The following is a 17,909-nucleotide window of genomic DNA, read 5'->3' on the forward strand; positions in this document are numbered from 1 at the left end:
CCTCTCTGAAGGTCTGGGAGCGAGATCGAGTGTATGCCGCGTTGCCGACACGATCGGCGACCGCCATCGTGGAGTCGCAGCGTGCCGCCTCCGATCACGTGACCGGAACCTCAGGTTCGACGCTCGACCTCATCGAACGCCGCGAACGTCGACTGGCGACGAAGGTATCTGTCGTGAAGATCACCAGCGCAGCCCAGATCAGAACGAAGCCGATCCAGCGTGAGGCCGGCATGTCCTCGTGCATGACGGCCACACCCCACGCCATCTGCAGCGCCGGGGTGAGGTACTGCAGCATGCCCATCGTCGCCAACGGAACTCGCTGAGCGGCGACGCCGAACAGGAGCAGTGGCAGTGCGGTGACCGGGCCGGCGGCAAGCAGCATCAAGCTGTGTCCGGCGCCGCTGCTGATGAATGCACCGGCCCCGGTCAGGCCGAGAAACACGAGGTAGCCGACCGCGAAGGGTGCGGCGACGACTCCCTCGGCAGTCAAACTGGTTCGGGGGTCGAGCGGAACCACCTTCTTGACCAGCCCGTAGGTAGCAAACGAACCGGCGAGCAGCAAAGCGACGATCGGCGGTTTTCCGAAGTCGACCGTGATCACGACAACTGCCGTTGCAGCGAGGACGAGGGCGGCGATCTGAGCGCGGCGCAATCGTTCGCGGAAGATCACGACGCCGAGCAGCACGGTGACCAGCGGGTTGATGAAGTACCCGAGGGCCGCCTCCACGACGCGGCCTGACACCACGGCATAGATGTACGTCCCCCAGTTCACCGCGATCGCCGCTGATGCCGCGGTCACCAGCAGCCAGGTGCGTGCGCTGATTCCGCGAAGCGATCCGAGGCGGCCGGCAAAGGCCAACACGATCAGCATCAACAGAAGGGTCCACACCACTCGGTGCGCAAGGATCTCGACCGGATCGGCGAAGTCGAGTAGTCCGAAGAATGCCGGGAACGTTCCCCACAACAGGAACGCCGCCACACCGTAGAAGATCCCCGAGGACGAACCGGACCTAGCGCGTTCGTCCTTGTTCACGGAACCGGAGTTCGCGGAACCGGAGTTCACGGGACCGGGCCGTCGTCGGGGCCGGGAGCAACGACGTCCACGTACTCCGGCAGCAAGGGACGGACGGCCGCCAACCACGGCGAGGCGTCGGACGGCAACGCTTCCACTGCACGGACATTCGACTCACGTGTAATCGCGTCCAGTCCTTCGGGAGTAGCTCGCACCAGCACGCCCACCGCGCAGGTGCACCCGGCGGACAATTGCTTCGCCGACGCGAGCGCCACCTGTTGCTGACGATCGGTGTCGCCGCCGAGCGAGATCAGTCGCGTGGCTGCAACACCGGGCGATCTGCGCACTGCTTCGTCGTTGTCGGGAACGGGCACGGACATGAGCGGCGTCTGGACGCGCTCGATCGGAACTCGGAACATGACCCTGGACACGCGAACGCCCGAGACCTCAGCGCCCGGCACCTGAACACTGCTGGTCGACGTGATGACCTCGTCGACGGTGAGTGCCTTCGTGAACGAGACCAACGCCCACACCGGCCCATCGACCGACGCGACAGAATCTCGCGCTCGGTCGAGGTAGTCCGGCACAGCTTCCCCACTGTCCGGACCGAGAGTGTCCGTCGTGATCGGCGGGGTCAGCACGGGATTCGCGAACCCCACGCCCACCACCGCCGCCACACCGACCACCACCGCGACGACGGCCAGCGCGGGGGTAAGCCCGCGCGGTGTCATGAGGACCGGAGAACTTCGAGTGCGTGTTCGAGGTCCTTCGGGTACTTGCTCTTGATCTCGACCCAGCGACCGTCCGCCGGGTGGGCGAAGCCGAGCGAGACTGCGTGCAGCCACTGGCGTTCGAGACCGAGCCTCTCGGCAAGTCGGGGGTCCGCGCCGTAGGTCAGGTCGCCGCAGCACGGATGGCGCAACGCCGAGAAGTGGACACGGATCTGGTGCGTGCGACCGGTTTCGAGGTGCACGTCCAGCAGACTCGCTGCCTGGAACGCCTCGATGGTGTCGTAGTGCGTGACGCTGGGCTTGCCATCGGCCGTGACCGTGAACCGCCAGTCGTTCCCGTGGTGGCGTCCGATGGGGGCGTCGATGGTTCCGCTGCTCGGGTCGGGGTGTCCCTGCACGAGAGCGTGGTAGCGCTTGTCGATGGTCCGCTGCTTGAAAGCGCGCTTGAGCAACGTGTATGCGCGCTCGGAGGTGGCAACCACCATGACACCCGACGTTCCGACGTCCAGACGGTGGACGATGCCCTGACGCTCGTGGGCACCGGACGTCGAGATACGGAAACCGGCCGCGGCAAGTCCGCCGATGACGGTCGGTCCCGTCCACCCGACGCTGGCGTGCGCGGCAACTCCGACGGGCTTGTCGACTGCAACGACGTCGTCGTCGGCGTAGAGGATCTCCATCCCCTCGACCGGTGTCGCCTCGATGGTCAGGGGCCGCGGCGGTTCGGGCAGGACAACCTCGAGCCACGATCCTGCGGTCAGACGATCGGACTTGCCGACGGCCACACCGTCGACGAGTACCGAGCCTTCTTCCGCGAGTGTCGCGACCACGGTGCGCGAGAGTCCGAGCAGGCGCGCGAGGCCGGCATCGACCCGCATGGCGTCGAGGCCGTCGGGCACGGGCATCGAACGGGATTCCCTCACTTGGTTTCTCCCTCGGCTGCGGCCTTCGATTCGGTGAGCTTCTTGTCGTCCGCCTTGTGATCACGCAGGCGTTCACCGTTGGGTTCGAAGCCGAAAAGAGTCAGTACGACGAGCAGGATCGCGCCACAGACGATCGCGGAATCCGCGATGTTGAACACGGGCCACCAACCGACGGAAACGAAGTCCACCACATGTCCGCGCATGATTCCGGGAGAGCGGAAGAATCGGTCGACGAGGTTACCCAGCGCGCCGCCGAGAACGAGGCCGAGACCGAGCGCCCACCACGGTGATCGGAGCGTGCGACCGATCTTGATCACACCGATGACGACACCGATGGCGACGAGGGTGAGGATCCACGTCATCGACGTCGCCATCGAGAACGCTGCACCGGGATTGCGCACCATCGTGAATGTGACCACGTCACCGATGATTTCGATCGGCTGCCCCGGCTTGACCGCGGCGACGGCCCACACCTTCGTGAGAATGTCCGAGAGCAGGATGACGGCGGCGATGGCAATGAGCATGGTCAGCCGGCGGGGCTTTGCGACCGGCGCAACCGCCAGGTCACCGTCTTCCGATTTCACGGCTTCCGGTTTCACGGTTTCGGGCTCGTCGGCCTTCGAGATTTCGGTAATCGGCTGATCCTCCGCGTTGACATCTCGGTCTGGGTGGTCTGTACTCACGCAACCATCATCCCTCATGTTCACCGCACCGGGTCACGCACTCTGCAACTGCGGCTAGCCTGGAGCGCGTGCCACTGCTGTCCACGACCGGCCGACGAGTTCCGTTCGCCCTCGCTGCCCTCGCTCTCACCACCGTTCTCACCGCTTGCGGCGACTCGGATCAACCTCCCACCACACCTACCTCGTCGCCGAGCGAAGTCACTGTTCCGGTGACCGCCGCCACCGTCGAGGTACTCGATGCGGGAAGCGAACCGCGCGAGGTATTGCGCATGAACTTGCCTGTCGGCACCACGCAGACGGCGACGCTCGTCACCCAGGCGGTCGTGAGTCAGCAGATCGATCAACAGCCGGCACAAGATTTCTCTTCGCCGGAGATCACGATCCCGCTCTCGGCAAACGTGACCGCTGACGATCCCACCGCTGTCGTGGATCTGACGCTGTCGTCGATGACCTCGCCGGACGCAACGCTGCAGGCAGCGCTGAGCGGGGCCGACGGATCTGCGGCCGGATTGTCGGTCACGGATTCGGGCGCCATCACCGCCCTACGGTTGAAGCCGTCCGCCAACTCGGCCAATGCTGCCCGCGCTGCAATCGAACAGGCGCTCGGCCAAGCGGTCTACCGGACCGTTGCACTCCCCGACGCTCCGGTCGGTGTCGGCGCAGGTTGGGTGGTTCGACAACAAGTCAGCAGTGAAATCCTGCTCGATCAGACAACCACCGTCACGCTCACCGCGCGGGAGGGCAATCGGCTTTCGCTCGCGGTGGACGTATCGCAGACCCCGCAGAGCCCGGTCTGGAACCTGGCCGGTGACGCCGGAACGCTGAACATCGATCAGTACGTCATGGCCGGCTCCGGAAACCTCACCGTCGACCTCTCACTCCCCTTGCCGATCGACGGACAGATGACCGTCGGCGGCGACCAGGCGTACGGCGATCCGGACAGCTCCTCGGTGATCCGGCAGACCATCTCCAACAGCATTCGGTGGGAATCGTGACACGCCGGTCGCTCGCACTGGGCCTGACAGCAACGGCGGCACTGTTCGTCGTCACCGGTTGCGGCTCGGACGACTCTCCTAGTGCTGACACAACTACGCAGGTTTCCGCCCCACAGGTCGGCTTGGCGCCGTTCACAGCTGCTCCGGCCGCACCGCTGAGCGGGGCACCGCTCGACCGTGATGCGCTGCAGCGAGCCGCGCTCACCCTCTCCGAACTACCTGCGGACTTCGACATAGTTCCCGACCCGGTCGACGACCTCGGCCTCGCACCGGCGCCGGAGAGTTCGGAGGCGGACAAGTCGAGCACCGACCCCGCCGTCTGCGCTCAGGTTCTGGCACCGATAGCCACCCAGGCCGCCGGATCCGTCGCCGACCTCTCCGACATGTTCACCGGCCCCGATTTCACGAGCATCGATCAGGACTCTGCTTCGTACGCCGACGGCGCAGCGGCAGCAGCAGCTTTCGAGAAACTTCAGACCACGCTGGCCGGGTGCGCGGAATATTCGGGAACCGATGCCGACGGAACGACAATCACCTATCGCGTCGGCGGAGCGTCGGACCCGAACGTCGGCGACGCGTCTTTCGCTTTCCGAATCATCACGGAGAGTGGCGGTTTCACCTTGGTCGCCGATGCGATCGTGGCCGCAGTCGGGACCACGTTGACCCAGGTGTCCGCAACTGCGCCGAGTCCGATCGCCCCCGATGTTCTGCACTCGATGGCGTCGGCCGCCGCAGATCGCCTGCGCGCACAAACGCCCTGACAACGAGCGGATTAGTCCCGTCTCGGCCTTACGCGAATGATTCGGGACCACAGACCCTTTGACAACTGCCCGTCCACACTGAACGGTGAGAGTAGGTACGAAACAGACCAACGCGACACACTGATGTGAGGAGCCAGAGTTCATGCCGGAACCCAGAAGGTCAGATCACACCGATTACGTAGCCGTCAATCCGATCTTCTCGAGGCCCGGCGAGGATTCGGTTGCATCGAAGTACACACTCGAACCCGACGGCATGCTTCCCGAGACCGCCTATCAGATCGTCCACGACGAAACGATGCTCGACGGCAATGCGCGGCTCAATCTCGCGACGTTTGTCAGCACGTGGATGGACGACCACGCCACCAAGCTGTATACCGAGTCGTTCGACAAGAACATGATCGACAAGGACGAGTATCCACAGACCGCCGCGATCGAAACCTATTGCTGGCGCATCCTTGCCGACCTCTGGCACTCGCCCTCCCCCAAGGACGCAATCGGTACCTCGACGATCGGTTCGTCCGAGGCGTGCATGCTCGGTGGCCTGGCGATGAAACGACGCTGGCAGCACGCACGAAAAGCCGCGGGGAAGTCCACCGAAAAACCAAATCTCATCATGAGTTCCGCCGTCCAGGTGTGCTGGGAGAAATTCTGCAACTACTGGGACGTCGAGGCGCGCTACGTGCCGATCAGCGAGGAACACCGGACCCTCGACGGTCACGATCTGGACAAGTACGTCGACGAGAACACGATCGGCGTAATCGCGATCATGGGTGTCACGTACACCGGGATGTACGAGCCGGTCCTGGAAATCTCGAAGGCACTCGACGCGATCCAGGAAAAGACGGGACTCGACGTTCCCATCCACGTCGACGGCGCTTCCGGCGCAATGATCGCGCCGTTCCTACAGCCGGAACTCGAATGGGATTTCCGGCTCCCGCGCGTGCACTCCATCAACACCTCGGCGCACAAGTACGGACTCGTCTATCCCGGCCTCGGCTGGGTGGTCTGGCGGTCGCAGGATCTACTTCCCGACGACCTCGTGTTCAAGGTGAGCTACCTCGGCGGCAGTATGCCGACCTTCGCGCTGAACTTCTCGCGGCCCGGCGCTCAGGTGATCCTGCAGTTCTACTTGTTCCTGCGTCTCGGCCACGACGGCTATCGCGCGATCCAGCAGTCCTCACAGGACGTGGCGAAATTCCTCGCCGAAGGAATCGGGAAGCTCGACGCCTTCGAATTGTGGAACGACGGTTCCGACATCCCGGTCTTCGCGTGGCGCCTCGCCGAGGGCCACACGTCCAACTGGACGCTGTACGACCTGTCGGACCGACTGCGGGGCAAGGGCTGGTTGGTGCCGGCCTATCCCATGCCGGACGATCTCTCGGATCTGACAGTGCAGCGCATCGTGGTTCGTAACGGACTGAGCATGGACCTGGCAGCCAATCTGCTGCGCATCATCGAAGAGGAAACCGCGTTCCTCGACGAACTCGACAGCCCGATGCCGCGGCCACGCGTCACCGAGGGATTCCATCACTGACGACGATCACTGCATGAAGAGCGGCCGCCGACTCCCTTTCGGGGGTCGACGGCCACTCTGGTGTTTCAGGTGTTGCGCAGAGATCAAGCAGCGCAAGCAGGCGAGGTGAGACCTGCAACGCCGACGATCTGGCAAGCGGTGGTCTTCGAGAGCTTCCAGACGCCGTCCTCGTAGACGAACGAAGCCTGCAGACCCTGCTGCAGCGGCTGGCCGTTGACGACGATGTTCAGCGAAGCTGCGGCCGTCTCGCTACCCGTGTCGGTGACCGGGTCGAGGATCTCGACCTGCGCGCCGGCAGCCTTGGCGGCAGCGGCGACCTGGTTGATCAGCTCGGGATCCTGCTCGGCGCCCTGGACGAGGTTGACCTTGTCTGCGGCCGGAACGGTCTCGTCGAGTGCCTGGGCGACCTTGCCGTTGAGCTCAGCAGACGTCGGGAGCTCGGGAGCTGCAACGTCCGTGGTGCTGGTGGTGGCCGTCGCACTCTTGGACGTCGTGGTGGGTGAGTCGGTCTTGTCATCCGAGCCACAAGCGGTCATCGTCAGGGCTGCTGCGATCGCCACGGCTGCAACGGTCATCTTCTGAAGCTTCAACTTCTCAGTCCTATCCATTCGGGTGTTCACATTCGAGCGTCAGTCGAACATCGTGCTTGCTCGAGGATCGTCGACAACATTACCCAACGGTAAGCGGAAAAAGTCTAAGGACATCCTCAGAGAAGGCTGTCGACCGCATCTGCTACCTCGAGCACCTCATCCGATTCGGCGAAGGTTTTGGCTATTCCCGTTCCGCTGGAACGGGTTTCGAAGCGAACTGTCACCACTCCGTGCCCGGCGCCTTGCACCCAACCGTGTCCGTATTCTGGATGCTTCACGTCCAAACCAGGGTGCCAGTAGCGCTGAGGGACGCGTGCGGCCACCGGAACGTCGAGTTCGGCCTCATCGAGGGCGCCCGTGAGAGTCTCGACCGGATAGCCGGGAACATCCTGATCCAACTCGGGAAAAAGTGATCCTTGCCGAACGGTGGACAAACCGGCGAATCCCACACCGACGAGGCGAATCGGCCCCAATTCCTGCGGGTCGATGACCTGTTTCTGCGCAGTCGCGACAAGGATTTGGCGGTCGATGGTGGCAAACGGCAACGTCACGGATCGCGTCAGAATGCTCATATCGGACTTCTTGAGCTTCAGTACGACGGTGCGAGCTGCTCTTCCGTCCTTCTCCAGCCTGGAAAATGCTGCGCGACCACTACTTTCGACGGCCGCGCGCAATTGTGCCATCGTGACGATGTCTGCGGCGAACGTGGATTCCGCGCTGATCTGCTTGGATTCGGCACGCTCGGCGACCGGCCGATCGTCGATCCCCTGCGCGAGCCGATGCAACCCCGGTCCGACAGTGGTTCCGAGTATCGACGCCACCTCCGCTATGGGAGTGCGGGCAAACCCTCCGATGGTTTCGATTCCGAGACGCTTGAGCTTTTCCTCGGCAACAGGACCGATCCCCCACAGCTTTCGCACCGGAAGAGGATCGAGCAACTCGTGCTGCATCCCGGGAGGAATCACTGCGACGCCGTCGGGCTTTGCCAGTCCCGACGCGATCTTGGCGACCTGCTTACCTGCGCCGGCACCGATCGAGGCGACCAACCCGGTCTCGGCTTTGATCAACGCCCGCAGGTCCTCGCAAAACGCGCGGACCTCGTCGGCGCCGACTCCGGCCAATTCCACTGGTTCGCCGAAGGCCTCGTCCACCGACAATTGCTCGAGGATCGGCATACGAAGGCGCAACGCGTCGAAGGTGCGTTTACTCAGAACCGAATACAACGACATCCGCGGTGGCAATACCACCGCTCCGCCACCGACCATCCGGCGTGCTTGGTGCATCGGCATCGCCGAACGCGCACCGAAAACTCTCGCTTCGTAACTTGCCCCGGCCACCACTCCGCGCCCGCCCAAGCCGCCGACCAGCACCGGCCGACCTCGCAGCGTGGGACGAGTCAACTGCTCGGCGGAAGCGAAAAACGCATCCATGTCGAGATGCAGCACCCACCTGCGACTTCGTGTGGGATCACCTTGATTCATCGGGCGTTACGGTTCTCTCAAAAGTAGGTGCAGAATTTACGTCCGCGCCTTCTTCTTGGGCGACTTCTTCTTCGGCAGGGGTAGTACGTCGGCAGTCCGTTGAATGAAGGCGTGCAGGTGATCGAGGTCCTGCAACCGGTCCTCCGTCACCCGGTAGTAATCCTTCGCTCCCGGGTACGGCGGCGCCAGATCCGCCTCTGATCCGAACTCCGCACTGACCTCGGTGGGTTTGACGAACAGAACGTCTCCGCAGATCAAGCCCACGACCTTCTCGTCGCAATACAATCCGTACTCGCCGAACATCGCCCTTGCCCGCACGTCGAGCGGTTCCAACTGCTCGAGAATGCGCGCCACGGTTTCCTTGCTCGTACTCATGAGAGCAAACTACTCCGGCACCCCGACATACAGACATTCATCGGGGAGCCGGAGTAGTTACGGCGGTATTAAACCTTCGTGATCGCGGCGCGGATACCGTCACCGAGATCGACGGCGTCGTCTCCCGCTTCACCCACCGAGAACGAGGTGGCCAGAACCTCACCGGCGATCAATTCGCGATGACGCTCCGCCCACTCCTTGCAGTCCTGCGGAACCTCGAGTACGACGTTGATCCGGTCCGAGACGTCCAAACCGGCGGCACGACGCGCATCCTGCAACTGACGGATACGGTCCTTCGCCCAGCCCTCGGCTTCGAGTTCCTCCGTCACGACGGAATCGAGTACGACGAGTCCCGCACCGTCTGGCAATGCCGCCGTCGAATCAGGCTCGGCTGCAACCAGTTTCTGCGTGTACTCCTCGGGCAGCAGTTCGATGCCCGCCGCAACTACGACGCCGTCCGCGTTCTCGGTCCAGTCGCCCGCCTTGACCGCCTTGATGACAGTCTGAACGGACTTGCCCAGACGCGGTCCTGCAGCACGCGCGTTGACCGCGATCTCGAAGCGCCCGTGCACGTCGACGTCATCGGTCAGATCGACCTTCTTGACGTTGACCTCGTCGGCAATCAGTCCGAGGAACGGACGCAGACGCTCGGCATCCGGCGCCGCAACCGTGACCTCGGGCAGCGGAAGACGAACTCGCAGATTCTGCGCCTTGCGCAGGCTCAGCACCGTGGAGCACACGGTCCGGACGTCGTCCATCGCCGCTACCAGCTCGGGGTTCGCGGGGAGCTCCGACGCCTCCGGCCAATCAGCCAGGTGAACCGAGCGCTCCCCGGTCAACCCGCGCCAGATCACCTCGGACACCAGCGGCAACAGCGGCGCAGCGAGACGCGTCACGACCTCGAGCACTGTGTGCAGGGTGTCGATCGCGTCGCGATCCTCGTCCCAGAACCGCGAACGAGACCGTCGCACATACCAGTTGGTGAGCGCATCACAGAACAACCGAAGCTCGTCGCACGCGCCGGCGATGTCGTTGACCTCGAGGGCCTCGGTGATCACGTCGCGGGTGGTAGCGAGCTTGGCCAGGATGTACTGATCGAGGATGTTCTCCGAATCGGTACGCCACACACCGGATTCCGGCGCGTACAACTGCAGGAAGCTCCAGGCGTTCCACAGCGGGAGCAACGCCTGACGTACGCCTTCGCGGATGCCCTGCTCGGTCACGATGAGGTTTCCGCCGCGCAAGATCGGCGAAGACATCAGGAACCAGCGCATGGCATCGCTGCCGTCGCGGTTGAACACCTCCTTCACGTCCGGGTAGTTGCCCTTGGACTTGCTCATCTTCAGTCCGTCGTCACCGAGCACGATGCCGTGCGCAGCAACGGTTTTGAACGCCGGACGATCGAAGAGTGCGGTTGCCAGCACGTGCAGCGTGTAGAACCAGCCGCGAGTCTGCCCGTTGTACTCGACGATGAAATCGCCCGGGAAATGGCCCTCGAACCATTCACGGTTCTCGAATGGGTAGTGCACCTGCGCGTACGGCATCGAACCGGATTCGAACCAGCAGTCGAGCACCTCGGGAACGCGGCGCATCATCGACTTCCCGGTCGGGTCGTCGGGGTTCGGGCGGACCAGGTCGTCGATCATCGGGCGATGCAGATCGGTCGGCCGCACGCCGAAGTCTGCCTCCAACTGATCGAGCGATCCGTACACGTCCGTACGCGGGTACTGCGGATCGTCCGACACCCACACCGGGATCGGGCTGCCCCAGTAACGGTTTCGGCTGATGTTCCAGTCTCGTGCACCTTCGAGCCACTTGCCGAACTGACCGTCACGGATGTGCTCGGGCACCCACGTGATGTCCTTGTTCAGCTCGACCATGCGATCTCGGAACTTGGTGACCGCGACGAACCACGAGGGAACCGCCATGTAGATCAGCGGCTGCCCACTGCGCCAACTGTGTGGGTACGAGTGCTCGATCGTCTCGTGCCGCAGCAGCTTTCCGGCAGCCTTGAGGTCCTTGATGATGACAGGGTTGGCGTCGAACACCATCAGACCCTCGTACGGCGGAACCATCGAGGTGAACTTTCCACCCGGATCGAGCGGCTGTACGACCTCGATACCGTTGGCCGTGGCCACGTCCATATCCTCTTCACCGAAAGCCGGTGCGAGGTGGACGATTCCGGTTCCGGAGTCGGTTGTCACGTAGTCCGCCGAGAGCACGACGTGCGCATTCGGATGTCCGAGGAAGAAGTCGAACGGCGGAGTGTACGACAGTCCGACCAGCTCGGCGCCCTTGTGACGGGAAACGACCTCGGGGTCCTCCCCCAGCTCACGTGCGTAATGAGCTACCCGTGCTTCTGCGAGCACGTACCGCTTTCCGTCCTCGCCGAGCACCTGGACGTAGTCGACCTCGGGATGAACCGCAGTGGCCAAGTTGGACGGCAGTGTCCACGGAGTCGTGGTCCAGATGATCGCGTTTGCGCCGTCGAGGGGTGAACCCGGAGCGACCAGCGGCATGTCGACCGTGACTGCAGGATCCTGACGCATCTTGTACGCATCGTCGAGGCGAGTCTCCTGATTGGACAGTGGAGTCTGCTCGTACCAGCTGTAGGGCAGCACACGGAAGCCCTGATAGATCAGGCCCTTGTCGTGCAGCTCCTTGAAGGCCCACATGACGGACTCCATGAAGTCGACGTCCAGGGTCTTGTAGTCGTTGTCGAAATCGACCCAGCGCGCCTGGCGGGTGACGTAGTCACGCCACTCGTCGGTGTACTTGAGCACCGAGGCCTTGCAGTACTCGTTGAACTTGGCCAGACCCATGACTTCGATCTCGGCCTTGTCCTTGATGCCGAGCTGCTTCTCCGCTTCGAGCTCTGCCGGAAGGCCGTGGCAATCCCAGCCGAAGCGTCGTTCGACCTTGCGTCCACGCATTGTCTGGAAGCGCGGCACCAGGTCCTTGACGTACCCCGTCAGCAAGTGGCCGTAGTGCGGCAAACCGTTTGCGAATGGCGGTCCGTCGTAGAAAACGAACTCTTCGTTACCGTCCCGATTGGAAACCGACGCACGGAAGGTGTCGTCGTCGTCCCACTGTTTCAGGACTTTCTGTTCCAGTTCGGGGAACTTGACTCCGGTGTCGGCGGGGACACCGTAGTCGACTTTGGGATACCCGTTACTCGCCATGGCGATCTCCTCGTGCCAGTCGGACTCGGCACGGGGACGACGTGACGCTTGTGCGCCGACACCGCGGTACCACCCCGTTTGCACCCCGCAGATCCGTGCTTTCACACCGGATCTCGAGCTGCCACTCGATCGAGCTGTGACGGGCTCACCCGTTCGGTTCTACTGGGTCCTCGACACGTACGAAAGCGTCGACAACCGTTCTTCCGAAAGCTCCCCGGTGATTGCCGGATCACAGCCTGGTATTCGTGTTGGACAGTCTAATACTCGTCCTGGACCTTGTCGGAACTCGCCCTAGGTCTTGTCGGGGGCACCCGGCGACCCGCCGTGGTTTCCCTGATTGTCGTCGTTGGCAGTAGCTGCATCATCGGTCGAGGAATCCGAGGAACTCTCGACTCGACCGTAAGGCGACGACACGCCGCTGCCCGACATCGGGTCATCCAACGAAGGAACCGCCTTCCTGCTGGTCAGCGCACTGACCAGCAGGAGGACGGCACCTGCTACACAAATCGCGATACATGCCCACGCCCAGATCAGCGACCCTGTGGTCAGGGCAACGATCAGGAGAGCGAAGCCAACTCCCGCGAGAACCAACGTCACGACCAGCACGTATCAACCTTTGTCCGGTCCGATAGCTGAGCCGACGAGGCGCTCTCGGTCAGCTGTTTCCCTTGGCGAAGGACGGGCTGTAGGAATCCTGTCCACCGTCGACCGGAACGGCCGAGCCACGCTGTTCGAGCTCTTCGAGCTGCGATTCCAGGTAGGACTTCAGGCGCACCCGGTACTCACGTTCGAACGTCTTGAGCTGCTCGATACGGCCCTCGAGGACCGAACGCTGCTGGTTGATGGTCGCCATGATTTCGGTGTGCTTCTTCTCGGCGTCTGCCTTGAGAGCGTCTGCCTTCTCCTGAGCCTGGCGAAGCTGGGTCTCGGAGCGAGTCTGAGCGTCGGTCAGCATTGCCTCCGACTTGTTGCGCGCATCCGCGATCATGCCGTCGGCCTTGCTGCGAGCCTCGCTCATGAGCTGCTCGGAGTTGGTGCGAGCACTGCCGAGCAGCTGCTCGGATTCGGTCTTGGCATCGTTGGTGAGGCGATCCGCCATCTCCTGAGCCAGTCCGAGGACCTTCGCGGCCTGCATGTGGGTGTCGCCACTCTGCGGCGCTGCAACGGCAGCGGCGGCGGGAACCGGAGCTGCAACGGGTGCAGGCTTGGGCGGTTCGACAACCCGAGCGGGCTCCGGCTTGGGCTGCGCTGCGACGGGTGCTGCCTGCTGAGCAGGTGCCGGCGACTTCTTGGCAGCCGCGAGCTCCTGATCCAGCTCACCTACGCGCTGGCGCAGGTCCGCATTCTCTTCGATGAGCTGCGACAGCGCCTGCTCGACGAGGTCGAGGAATGCGTCGACCTCGTCCTCGTTGTAGCCACGCTTGCCGATAGGCGGCTTGCTGAACGCAACGTTGTGCACGTCAGCTGGAGTCAGTTGCGGCATGGAAGGATCCCTTCACGCGTCATTTGGCGGTCTAGCAAGCATTCAGTTGCAACACAGTCTACGTAGTGGCGAACCACCGGATGAGTTATGGCTTCCATTCTGGCATACCACTCACTCGGACTGCGCTCAGCGAACAACCGACATCAGGATGATGACGATGAAAAGCAAGACCATGATGGATAGATCCAAGCGAACTCCACCGAGGTTGATCGGGGGGATCAACCTGCGGAGCAGTTTCACCGGAGGATCGGTGATCGTAAAAATGGTTTCGAGAATGACTGCGACCAATCCGGTCGGTCGCCAATCTCTGGCAAACGAACGAACGAACTCGACGATCACTCTGCCGATCAGCAACAGCCAGAAGACAACCAGCACCAGATAGATCACAGAGAGAAGCGCGTCCACACCCTCACTCTGCCTGACTTCTGCGGTGTGTCCAAAACAGACACACCGCAGCAATTCCGGAACCGGCCCGCATCGAGTCCGTCTTGTAACGGCCGGCGATGGGTCCGAATGCGGCGTCCACCGAGACGGGCCGCCGTTCGAATGTGCTCACGTCACCCCTGCTCAGGGGCCGGACTGCGGTCGAGACCATCATTTCTGGCTGTAGAAACCCGTCTCCGCGATACGACGGCGTTCCTCGGCGGAAACGTCGATGTCAGCCGGTGAGAGAAGAAACACTTTGGTGGCTACCTTGTCGAAAGAACCACGCAATGCGAACGCCAGGCCGGCCGCGAAATCGACCAGACGCTTCGCGTCGGCGTTGCTCATGTCGACCAGATCCATGATGACGGGAGTGCCGTCGCGGAACCGCTCACCGATGGTGCGGGCCTCTGCGTAGCTCTGCGGACGCAGTGTCGTGATCTTGGCGAGCGGGCCGCCGTCATCGACAACAGGCGCACGTCGCGCTTCGGGACGCTCTGCACGGGCGTCGACCGCGAGGTTTCCACGGCTTGTCGGACGCGGCGCCATCGCCGGGCGGCTACTGCGGCTGGGAACGGTGTCGACGCGGGGCCGGGAATCGTAGCGATCGAACTCCGCGTCCTCTTCGTCACGACGACTGGGCGCGTAGCTCGCCTTCGAGAAGGCAGGTTCGACGAACTCGCGGTCGTCGCGCTCGGCATAGCCGTCGTGACTACGACGGGGTGCGCGGCGAGCCTGATCGGGCTCCTCCACGTATTCGTCCTCGTAGTCATCGAGGGGAACCATGCCGAAGTAAGCCTTGAACTTATGCAGGTTGCTCATTGATCGACCTTCCTTGGCGCGGCGGAATCAATCCGACTGCGACCGGTCGCAGCGGTGTGGACGGGTTGGGCGATCACCTGAGCGATCACCTCGAGATTACTGGTCGTGAGCCGAGCAGTGCGGTTCCGACACGCACGCACGTTGATCCGTGGCGCACTGCGGCCTCCAGATCACCGGTCATGCCAGCCGAGAGTTCGGTTGCCCGAGGATGCGATTCGAGAATCAAAAGATGTGCCCTGCGGAGGATTTCGAACTGCTCGTCCGGATCTGATCCAAGTGGCGGGACGGCCATCAGTCCCGCAAATTCGAGACCTTCGGCTGATTCGATCCGCTCGGCGAGAGGAGTTAGCTCTCCCGTGGGAACTCCGCCACGCGCAGGGTCTCCGTCGAGACTTACCTGGATGAGCACCCGCAGCGGCGCTTTACGCTCCCCGTCGGACAAAGCTCCGAGCGCCGCCCGATCGAGTGCATCGGCCAGTCGTGCACTGTCCACCGAGTGAATTGCGTAGGCCCACTTCGCTACCGAACGCGCTTTGTTGCGCTGCAACTGCCCGATCATGTGCCAACGAACCGGATCGTCGATCGCGCCGCTCTGTGCAGCGCCGTCGAAGTCCGCGACCTTCTCCACTGCTTCCTGCTCACGAGACTCACCGAATTCACGGCAACCCAGTTCGTACAGGATTCGGGCGTCGGACGCCGGAAAGAATTTGGTAACTGGCAGCAGTGCTACGTCGGAAACTTCACGACCGGCGGCAAGGCAGGCGGCCGCCAGCCGCGCACGCACCGAGTCGAGTGCCGTCGATATTTCTGTCAGCCGCATATCCGTCGGGCGCATTTCTGCCTAGACGGTTTCCTGCGCTGCGGGCGCTTCCATCCAGATCACTGCAGCTTGACGCCCGGTCAGAGATTCTCGGCGATGACTGAACAACGCGCGATCCTCGATCGTGCACCGCGGGTCCTCAGCAACACCGGACACACCCGCGGCGAGCAACTGCTTACGCAGTCCCGCACGCAGATCGAGTCCCGGCGTGCCCTTCTCGGTGCGAGTTGCGCTGCCCGGCAAGTGCTTTTCCACGTCCGCACGCATCGCGGCGGGAACCTCGTACTGGCGTCCGCTCGCTGCCGGGCCGAGGAAGGCACCGATACGTGAGACGTCCGCGCCCTGTCGCACCATCTCCGCGAGGACACGCGGGACGATACCGATGCGGGCACCGATCCGTCCGGCATGAACTGCCGCGATCACACCGGCCTCCTCGTCGGAGAGCAGAACGGGAACACAGTCTGCGCTGAGGGTGGCGAGCGCCAGGCCGGGAACGGTGGTGACCAGAGCGTCCGTCACGGGAATCACTTCGTCGGTCGGTTCCGTCACGACAGTGACGTTGCGCGAGTGGATCTGTTCCATCCACACGAGATGGTCAGGCTTGACGCCTATTTCGCGTGCCAGACGACGGCGATTCGCCTCGACGGCTGCCGGAGCGTCTCCGACGTGATCGCCGAGATTGAACGACTCGTACGGCGACGCGGAAACACCACCGGCTCGGCTGGTCACGACGCGGCGAACGCGGGTGCGGGTGGTCGACTTCTCGGTACTCAAGATAAGTGTGCTCACAAACGTCGAAAGTTGTCGTCCGGCTCAGACGTGACCGGACATCCAGTCAAGAACAGGGTACCCAGAAATTCCGGGCACCCTGTTCTCGAAACTGTTTGTAGCCCTGCGTCAGCGACGCATGAAGACCGGCACATCGACGTCGTCGTCGCCCTCGTCTTCCTGGACCGGCGCATGCCGTGGGCCACCGATCGGAGGCAAGCTACCCGAACCCGTCGTCTCGCGCGCTGCGGAAATCGGCTGCTCGCCAGCAGGTTCGGCGGCCACCGGTGACCGGCCGACCTCACCCGCGCGCCCGGCGCCGATAGCTCCACGTCCCTGTGCGGTCGACTCCACGGGACGACGAGCCGGAGCTCCTCCGTCGAATCCCGCAGCGATGACCGTCACACGAACCTCGTCACCGAGTGAATCGTCGATGACCGTTCCGAAGATGATGTTGGCGTCGATGTGCGCGGCTTCCTGCACCAGCGAAGCCGCCTCGTTGATCTCGAACAGACCCAGATCGCTACCGCCGGCGATCGACAGGAGCACGCCGCGGGCGCCTTCCATCGATGCTTCGAGGAGAGGCGAATTGATCGCAGATTCCGCCGCCTTGATCGCGCGTCCCTCACCACGTGAGGATCCGATGCCCATCAACGCACTGCCTGCACCGGACATGACACCCTTGACGTCCGCGAAGTCGACGTTGATCAGACCCGGGGTGGTGATGAGGTCGGTGATGCCCTGGACACCGTTGAGGAGAACCTCGTCGGCGCTGCGGAAGGCGTCCATGAGGCTGACGGCCGCGTCACCCAACTGGAGCAGGCGATCGTTGGGAATGACGATCAGCGTGTCGCAGGACTCGCGGAGCGCCTGGATTCCGGTATCCGCCTGTCCCCCACGACGCTTGCCCTCGAAGGAGAACGGCCGAGTCACGACGCCGACGGTGAGTGCGCCCAGCTTCCGGGCGATGCTTGCCACGACAGGGGCACCACCGGTTCCGGTGCCACCACCCTCGCCTGCGGTCACGAACACCATGTCGGCGCCCTTGATGACCTCTTCGATCTCGTCCTTGTGATCTTCGGCTGCCTTGCGACCCACTTCAGGGTCAGCACCGGCGCCGAGGCCACGGGTCAATTCACGACCGACGTCGAGCTTGACGTCGGCGTCACTCATCAGAAGGGCTTGCGCGTCCGTGTTGACCGCGATGAACTCGACTCCCTTGAGTCCCTGTTCGATCATGCGGTTGACTGCGTTCACGCCGCCGCCGCCGATGCCGACGACCTTGATTACGGCGAGGTAGTTGTGCGGGGGCGTCATCGGCTCTCG

19 protein-coding genes are annotated in these 17,909 nt (G+C 63.2%); 3 read left to right on the top strand and 16 right to left on the bottom strand.

Annotated features, from left to right (window positions below):
- Positions 1-94: 94 nt before the first annotated feature.
- Genes rarD through lspA form a run of 4 tightly spaced genes read right to left on the bottom strand, consistent with a single transcriptional unit; the run spans position 95 to position 3,349 of the window.
- Complete coding sequence (gene rarD, locus QM596_RS19840) at positions 95-1,033, bottom strand: EamA family transporter RarD (RefSeq protein ID WP_283309930.1); 939 nt, start codon at positions 1,031-1,033, stop codon at positions 95-97.
- 26 nt (positions 1,034-1,059) lie between these two features.
- On the bottom strand, positions 1,060-1,743 hold the full coding sequence (locus QM596_RS19845; RefSeq protein WP_211917651.1) for a hypothetical protein: 684 nt from the start codon (positions 1,741-1,743) through the stop codon (positions 1,060-1,062).
- Positions 1,740-2,666 (bottom strand): RluA family pseudouridine synthase, encoded by a 927-nt coding sequence (locus QM596_RS19850; RefSeq protein WP_007733161.1) that lies wholly within the window; start codon positions 2,664-2,666, stop codon positions 1,740-1,742. Before QM596_RS19850 ends, QM596_RS19845 begins: the two co-directional genes overlap by 4 nt.
- Positions 2,663-3,349: a signal peptidase II gene (gene lspA, locus QM596_RS19855; RefSeq protein WP_021344550.1), complete on the bottom strand. Its 687-nt coding sequence runs from the start codon at positions 3,347-3,349 to the stop codon at positions 2,663-2,665. Before lspA ends, QM596_RS19850 begins: the two co-directional genes overlap by 4 nt.
- Positions 3,350-3,417: 68 nt before the next feature.
- Between lspA and QM596_RS19860 the strand changes: the two genes are divergently transcribed.
- From QM596_RS19860 to gad, 3 genes are all read left to right on the top strand, one after another.
- Positions 3,418-4,344 carry a hypothetical protein gene (locus tag QM596_RS19860; RefSeq protein ID WP_283309743.1) on the top strand — a complete coding sequence of 309 codons (927 nt, stop codon included), beginning with the start codon at positions 3,418-3,420 and terminating at the stop codon, positions 4,342-4,344.
- A complete protein-coding gene (locus QM596_RS19865; RefSeq protein ID WP_020908065.1) occupies positions 4,341-5,105 on the top strand; it encodes a sensor domain-containing protein in 765 nt (254 codons plus the stop codon). Before QM596_RS19860 ends, QM596_RS19865 begins: the two co-directional genes overlap by 4 nt.
- Before the next feature lie 142 nt (positions 5,106-5,247).
- Positions 5,248-6,639: a glutamate decarboxylase gene (gad, locus tag QM596_RS19870; RefSeq protein WP_020969851.1), complete on the top strand. Its 1,392-nt coding sequence runs from the start codon at positions 5,248-5,250 to the stop codon at positions 6,637-6,639.
- 83 nt (positions 6,640-6,722) lie between these two features.
- Here the strand turns inward: gad and QM596_RS19875 are convergent, their stop codons facing one another.
- The 12 genes from QM596_RS19875 to ftsZ form a co-directional block, all read right to left on the bottom strand.
- Complete coding sequence (locus QM596_RS19875; protein ID WP_029255549.1) at positions 6,723-7,229, bottom strand: WKL family lipoprotein; 507 nt, start codon at positions 7,227-7,229, stop codon at positions 6,723-6,725.
- Between the two features lie 116 nt (positions 7,230-7,345).
- Positions 7,346-8,710 (bottom strand): DNA polymerase IV, encoded by a 1,365-nt coding sequence (locus QM596_RS19880; protein ID WP_019748863.1) that lies wholly within the window; start codon positions 8,708-8,710, stop codon positions 7,346-7,348.
- A 36-nt stretch (positions 8,711-8,746) separates the two neighbouring features.
- Positions 8,747-9,085: a TfoX/Sxy family protein gene (locus tag QM596_RS19885; protein WP_019748864.1), complete on the bottom strand. Its 339-nt coding sequence runs from the start codon at positions 9,083-9,085 to the stop codon at positions 8,747-8,749.
- 68 nt (positions 9,086-9,153) lie between these two features.
- Positions 9,154-12,267: an isoleucine--tRNA ligase gene (gene ileS / locus QM596_RS19890; protein ID WP_020908068.1), complete on the bottom strand. Its 3,114-nt coding sequence runs from the start codon at positions 12,265-12,267 to the stop codon at positions 9,154-9,156.
- Between the two features lie 291 nt (positions 12,268-12,558).
- A complete protein-coding gene (locus QM596_RS19895; RefSeq protein ID WP_021334087.1) occupies positions 12,559-12,873 on the bottom strand; it encodes a hypothetical protein in 315 nt (104 codons plus the stop codon).
- Between the two features lie 49 nt (positions 12,874-12,922).
- Positions 12,923-13,750 (bottom strand): DivIVA-like cell division protein Wag31, encoded by an 828-nt coding sequence (gene wag31 / locus QM596_RS19900; protein ID WP_003941722.1) that lies wholly within the window; start codon positions 13,748-13,750, stop codon positions 12,923-12,925.
- A gap of 126 nt (positions 13,751-13,876) precedes the next feature.
- Positions 13,877-14,155, bottom strand: a complete 279-nt coding sequence (locus QM596_RS19905; protein ID WP_003941780.1) for a YggT family protein — start codon at positions 14,153-14,155, stop codon at positions 13,877-13,879.
- A gap of 4 nt (positions 14,156-14,159) precedes the next feature.
- Positions 14,160-14,306: a hypothetical protein gene (locus tag QM596_RS19910; protein WP_283309745.1), complete on the bottom strand. Its 147-nt coding sequence runs from the start codon at positions 14,304-14,306 to the stop codon at positions 14,160-14,162.
- Positions 14,307-14,344: 38 nt separating this feature from the next.
- On the bottom strand, positions 14,345-14,995 hold the full coding sequence (locus QM596_RS19915; protein WP_172932072.1) for a cell division protein SepF: 651 nt from the start codon (positions 14,993-14,995) through the stop codon (positions 14,345-14,347).
- An 85-nt stretch (positions 14,996-15,080) separates the two neighbouring features.
- Positions 15,081-15,830 carry a YggS family pyridoxal phosphate-dependent enzyme gene (locus QM596_RS19920; RefSeq protein WP_153210986.1) on the bottom strand — a complete coding sequence of 250 codons (750 nt, stop codon included), beginning with the start codon at positions 15,828-15,830 and terminating at the stop codon, positions 15,081-15,083.
- Between the two features lie 6 nt (positions 15,831-15,836).
- Positions 15,837-16,604 carry a peptidoglycan editing factor PgeF gene (gene pgeF / locus QM596_RS19925; protein WP_283309747.1) on the bottom strand — a complete coding sequence of 256 codons (768 nt, stop codon included), beginning with the start codon at positions 16,602-16,604 and terminating at the stop codon, positions 15,837-15,839.
- A 108-nt stretch (positions 16,605-16,712) separates the two neighbouring features.
- The gene (gene ftsZ, locus QM596_RS19930) at positions 16,713-17,900 is read right to left on the bottom strand and encodes a cell division protein FtsZ (RefSeq protein ID WP_003941788.1); all 1,188 of its coding nucleotides are present in this window, start codon (positions 17,898-17,900) and stop codon (positions 16,713-16,715) included.
- Positions 17,901-17,909 lie beyond the last annotated feature (9 nt).

The organism is Rhodococcus sp. IEGM 1406, from assembly GCF_030056745.1.
Taxonomy (GTDB): domain Bacteria; phylum Actinomycetota; class Actinomycetes; order Mycobacteriales; family Mycobacteriaceae; genus Rhodococcus_F; species Rhodococcus_F erythropolis.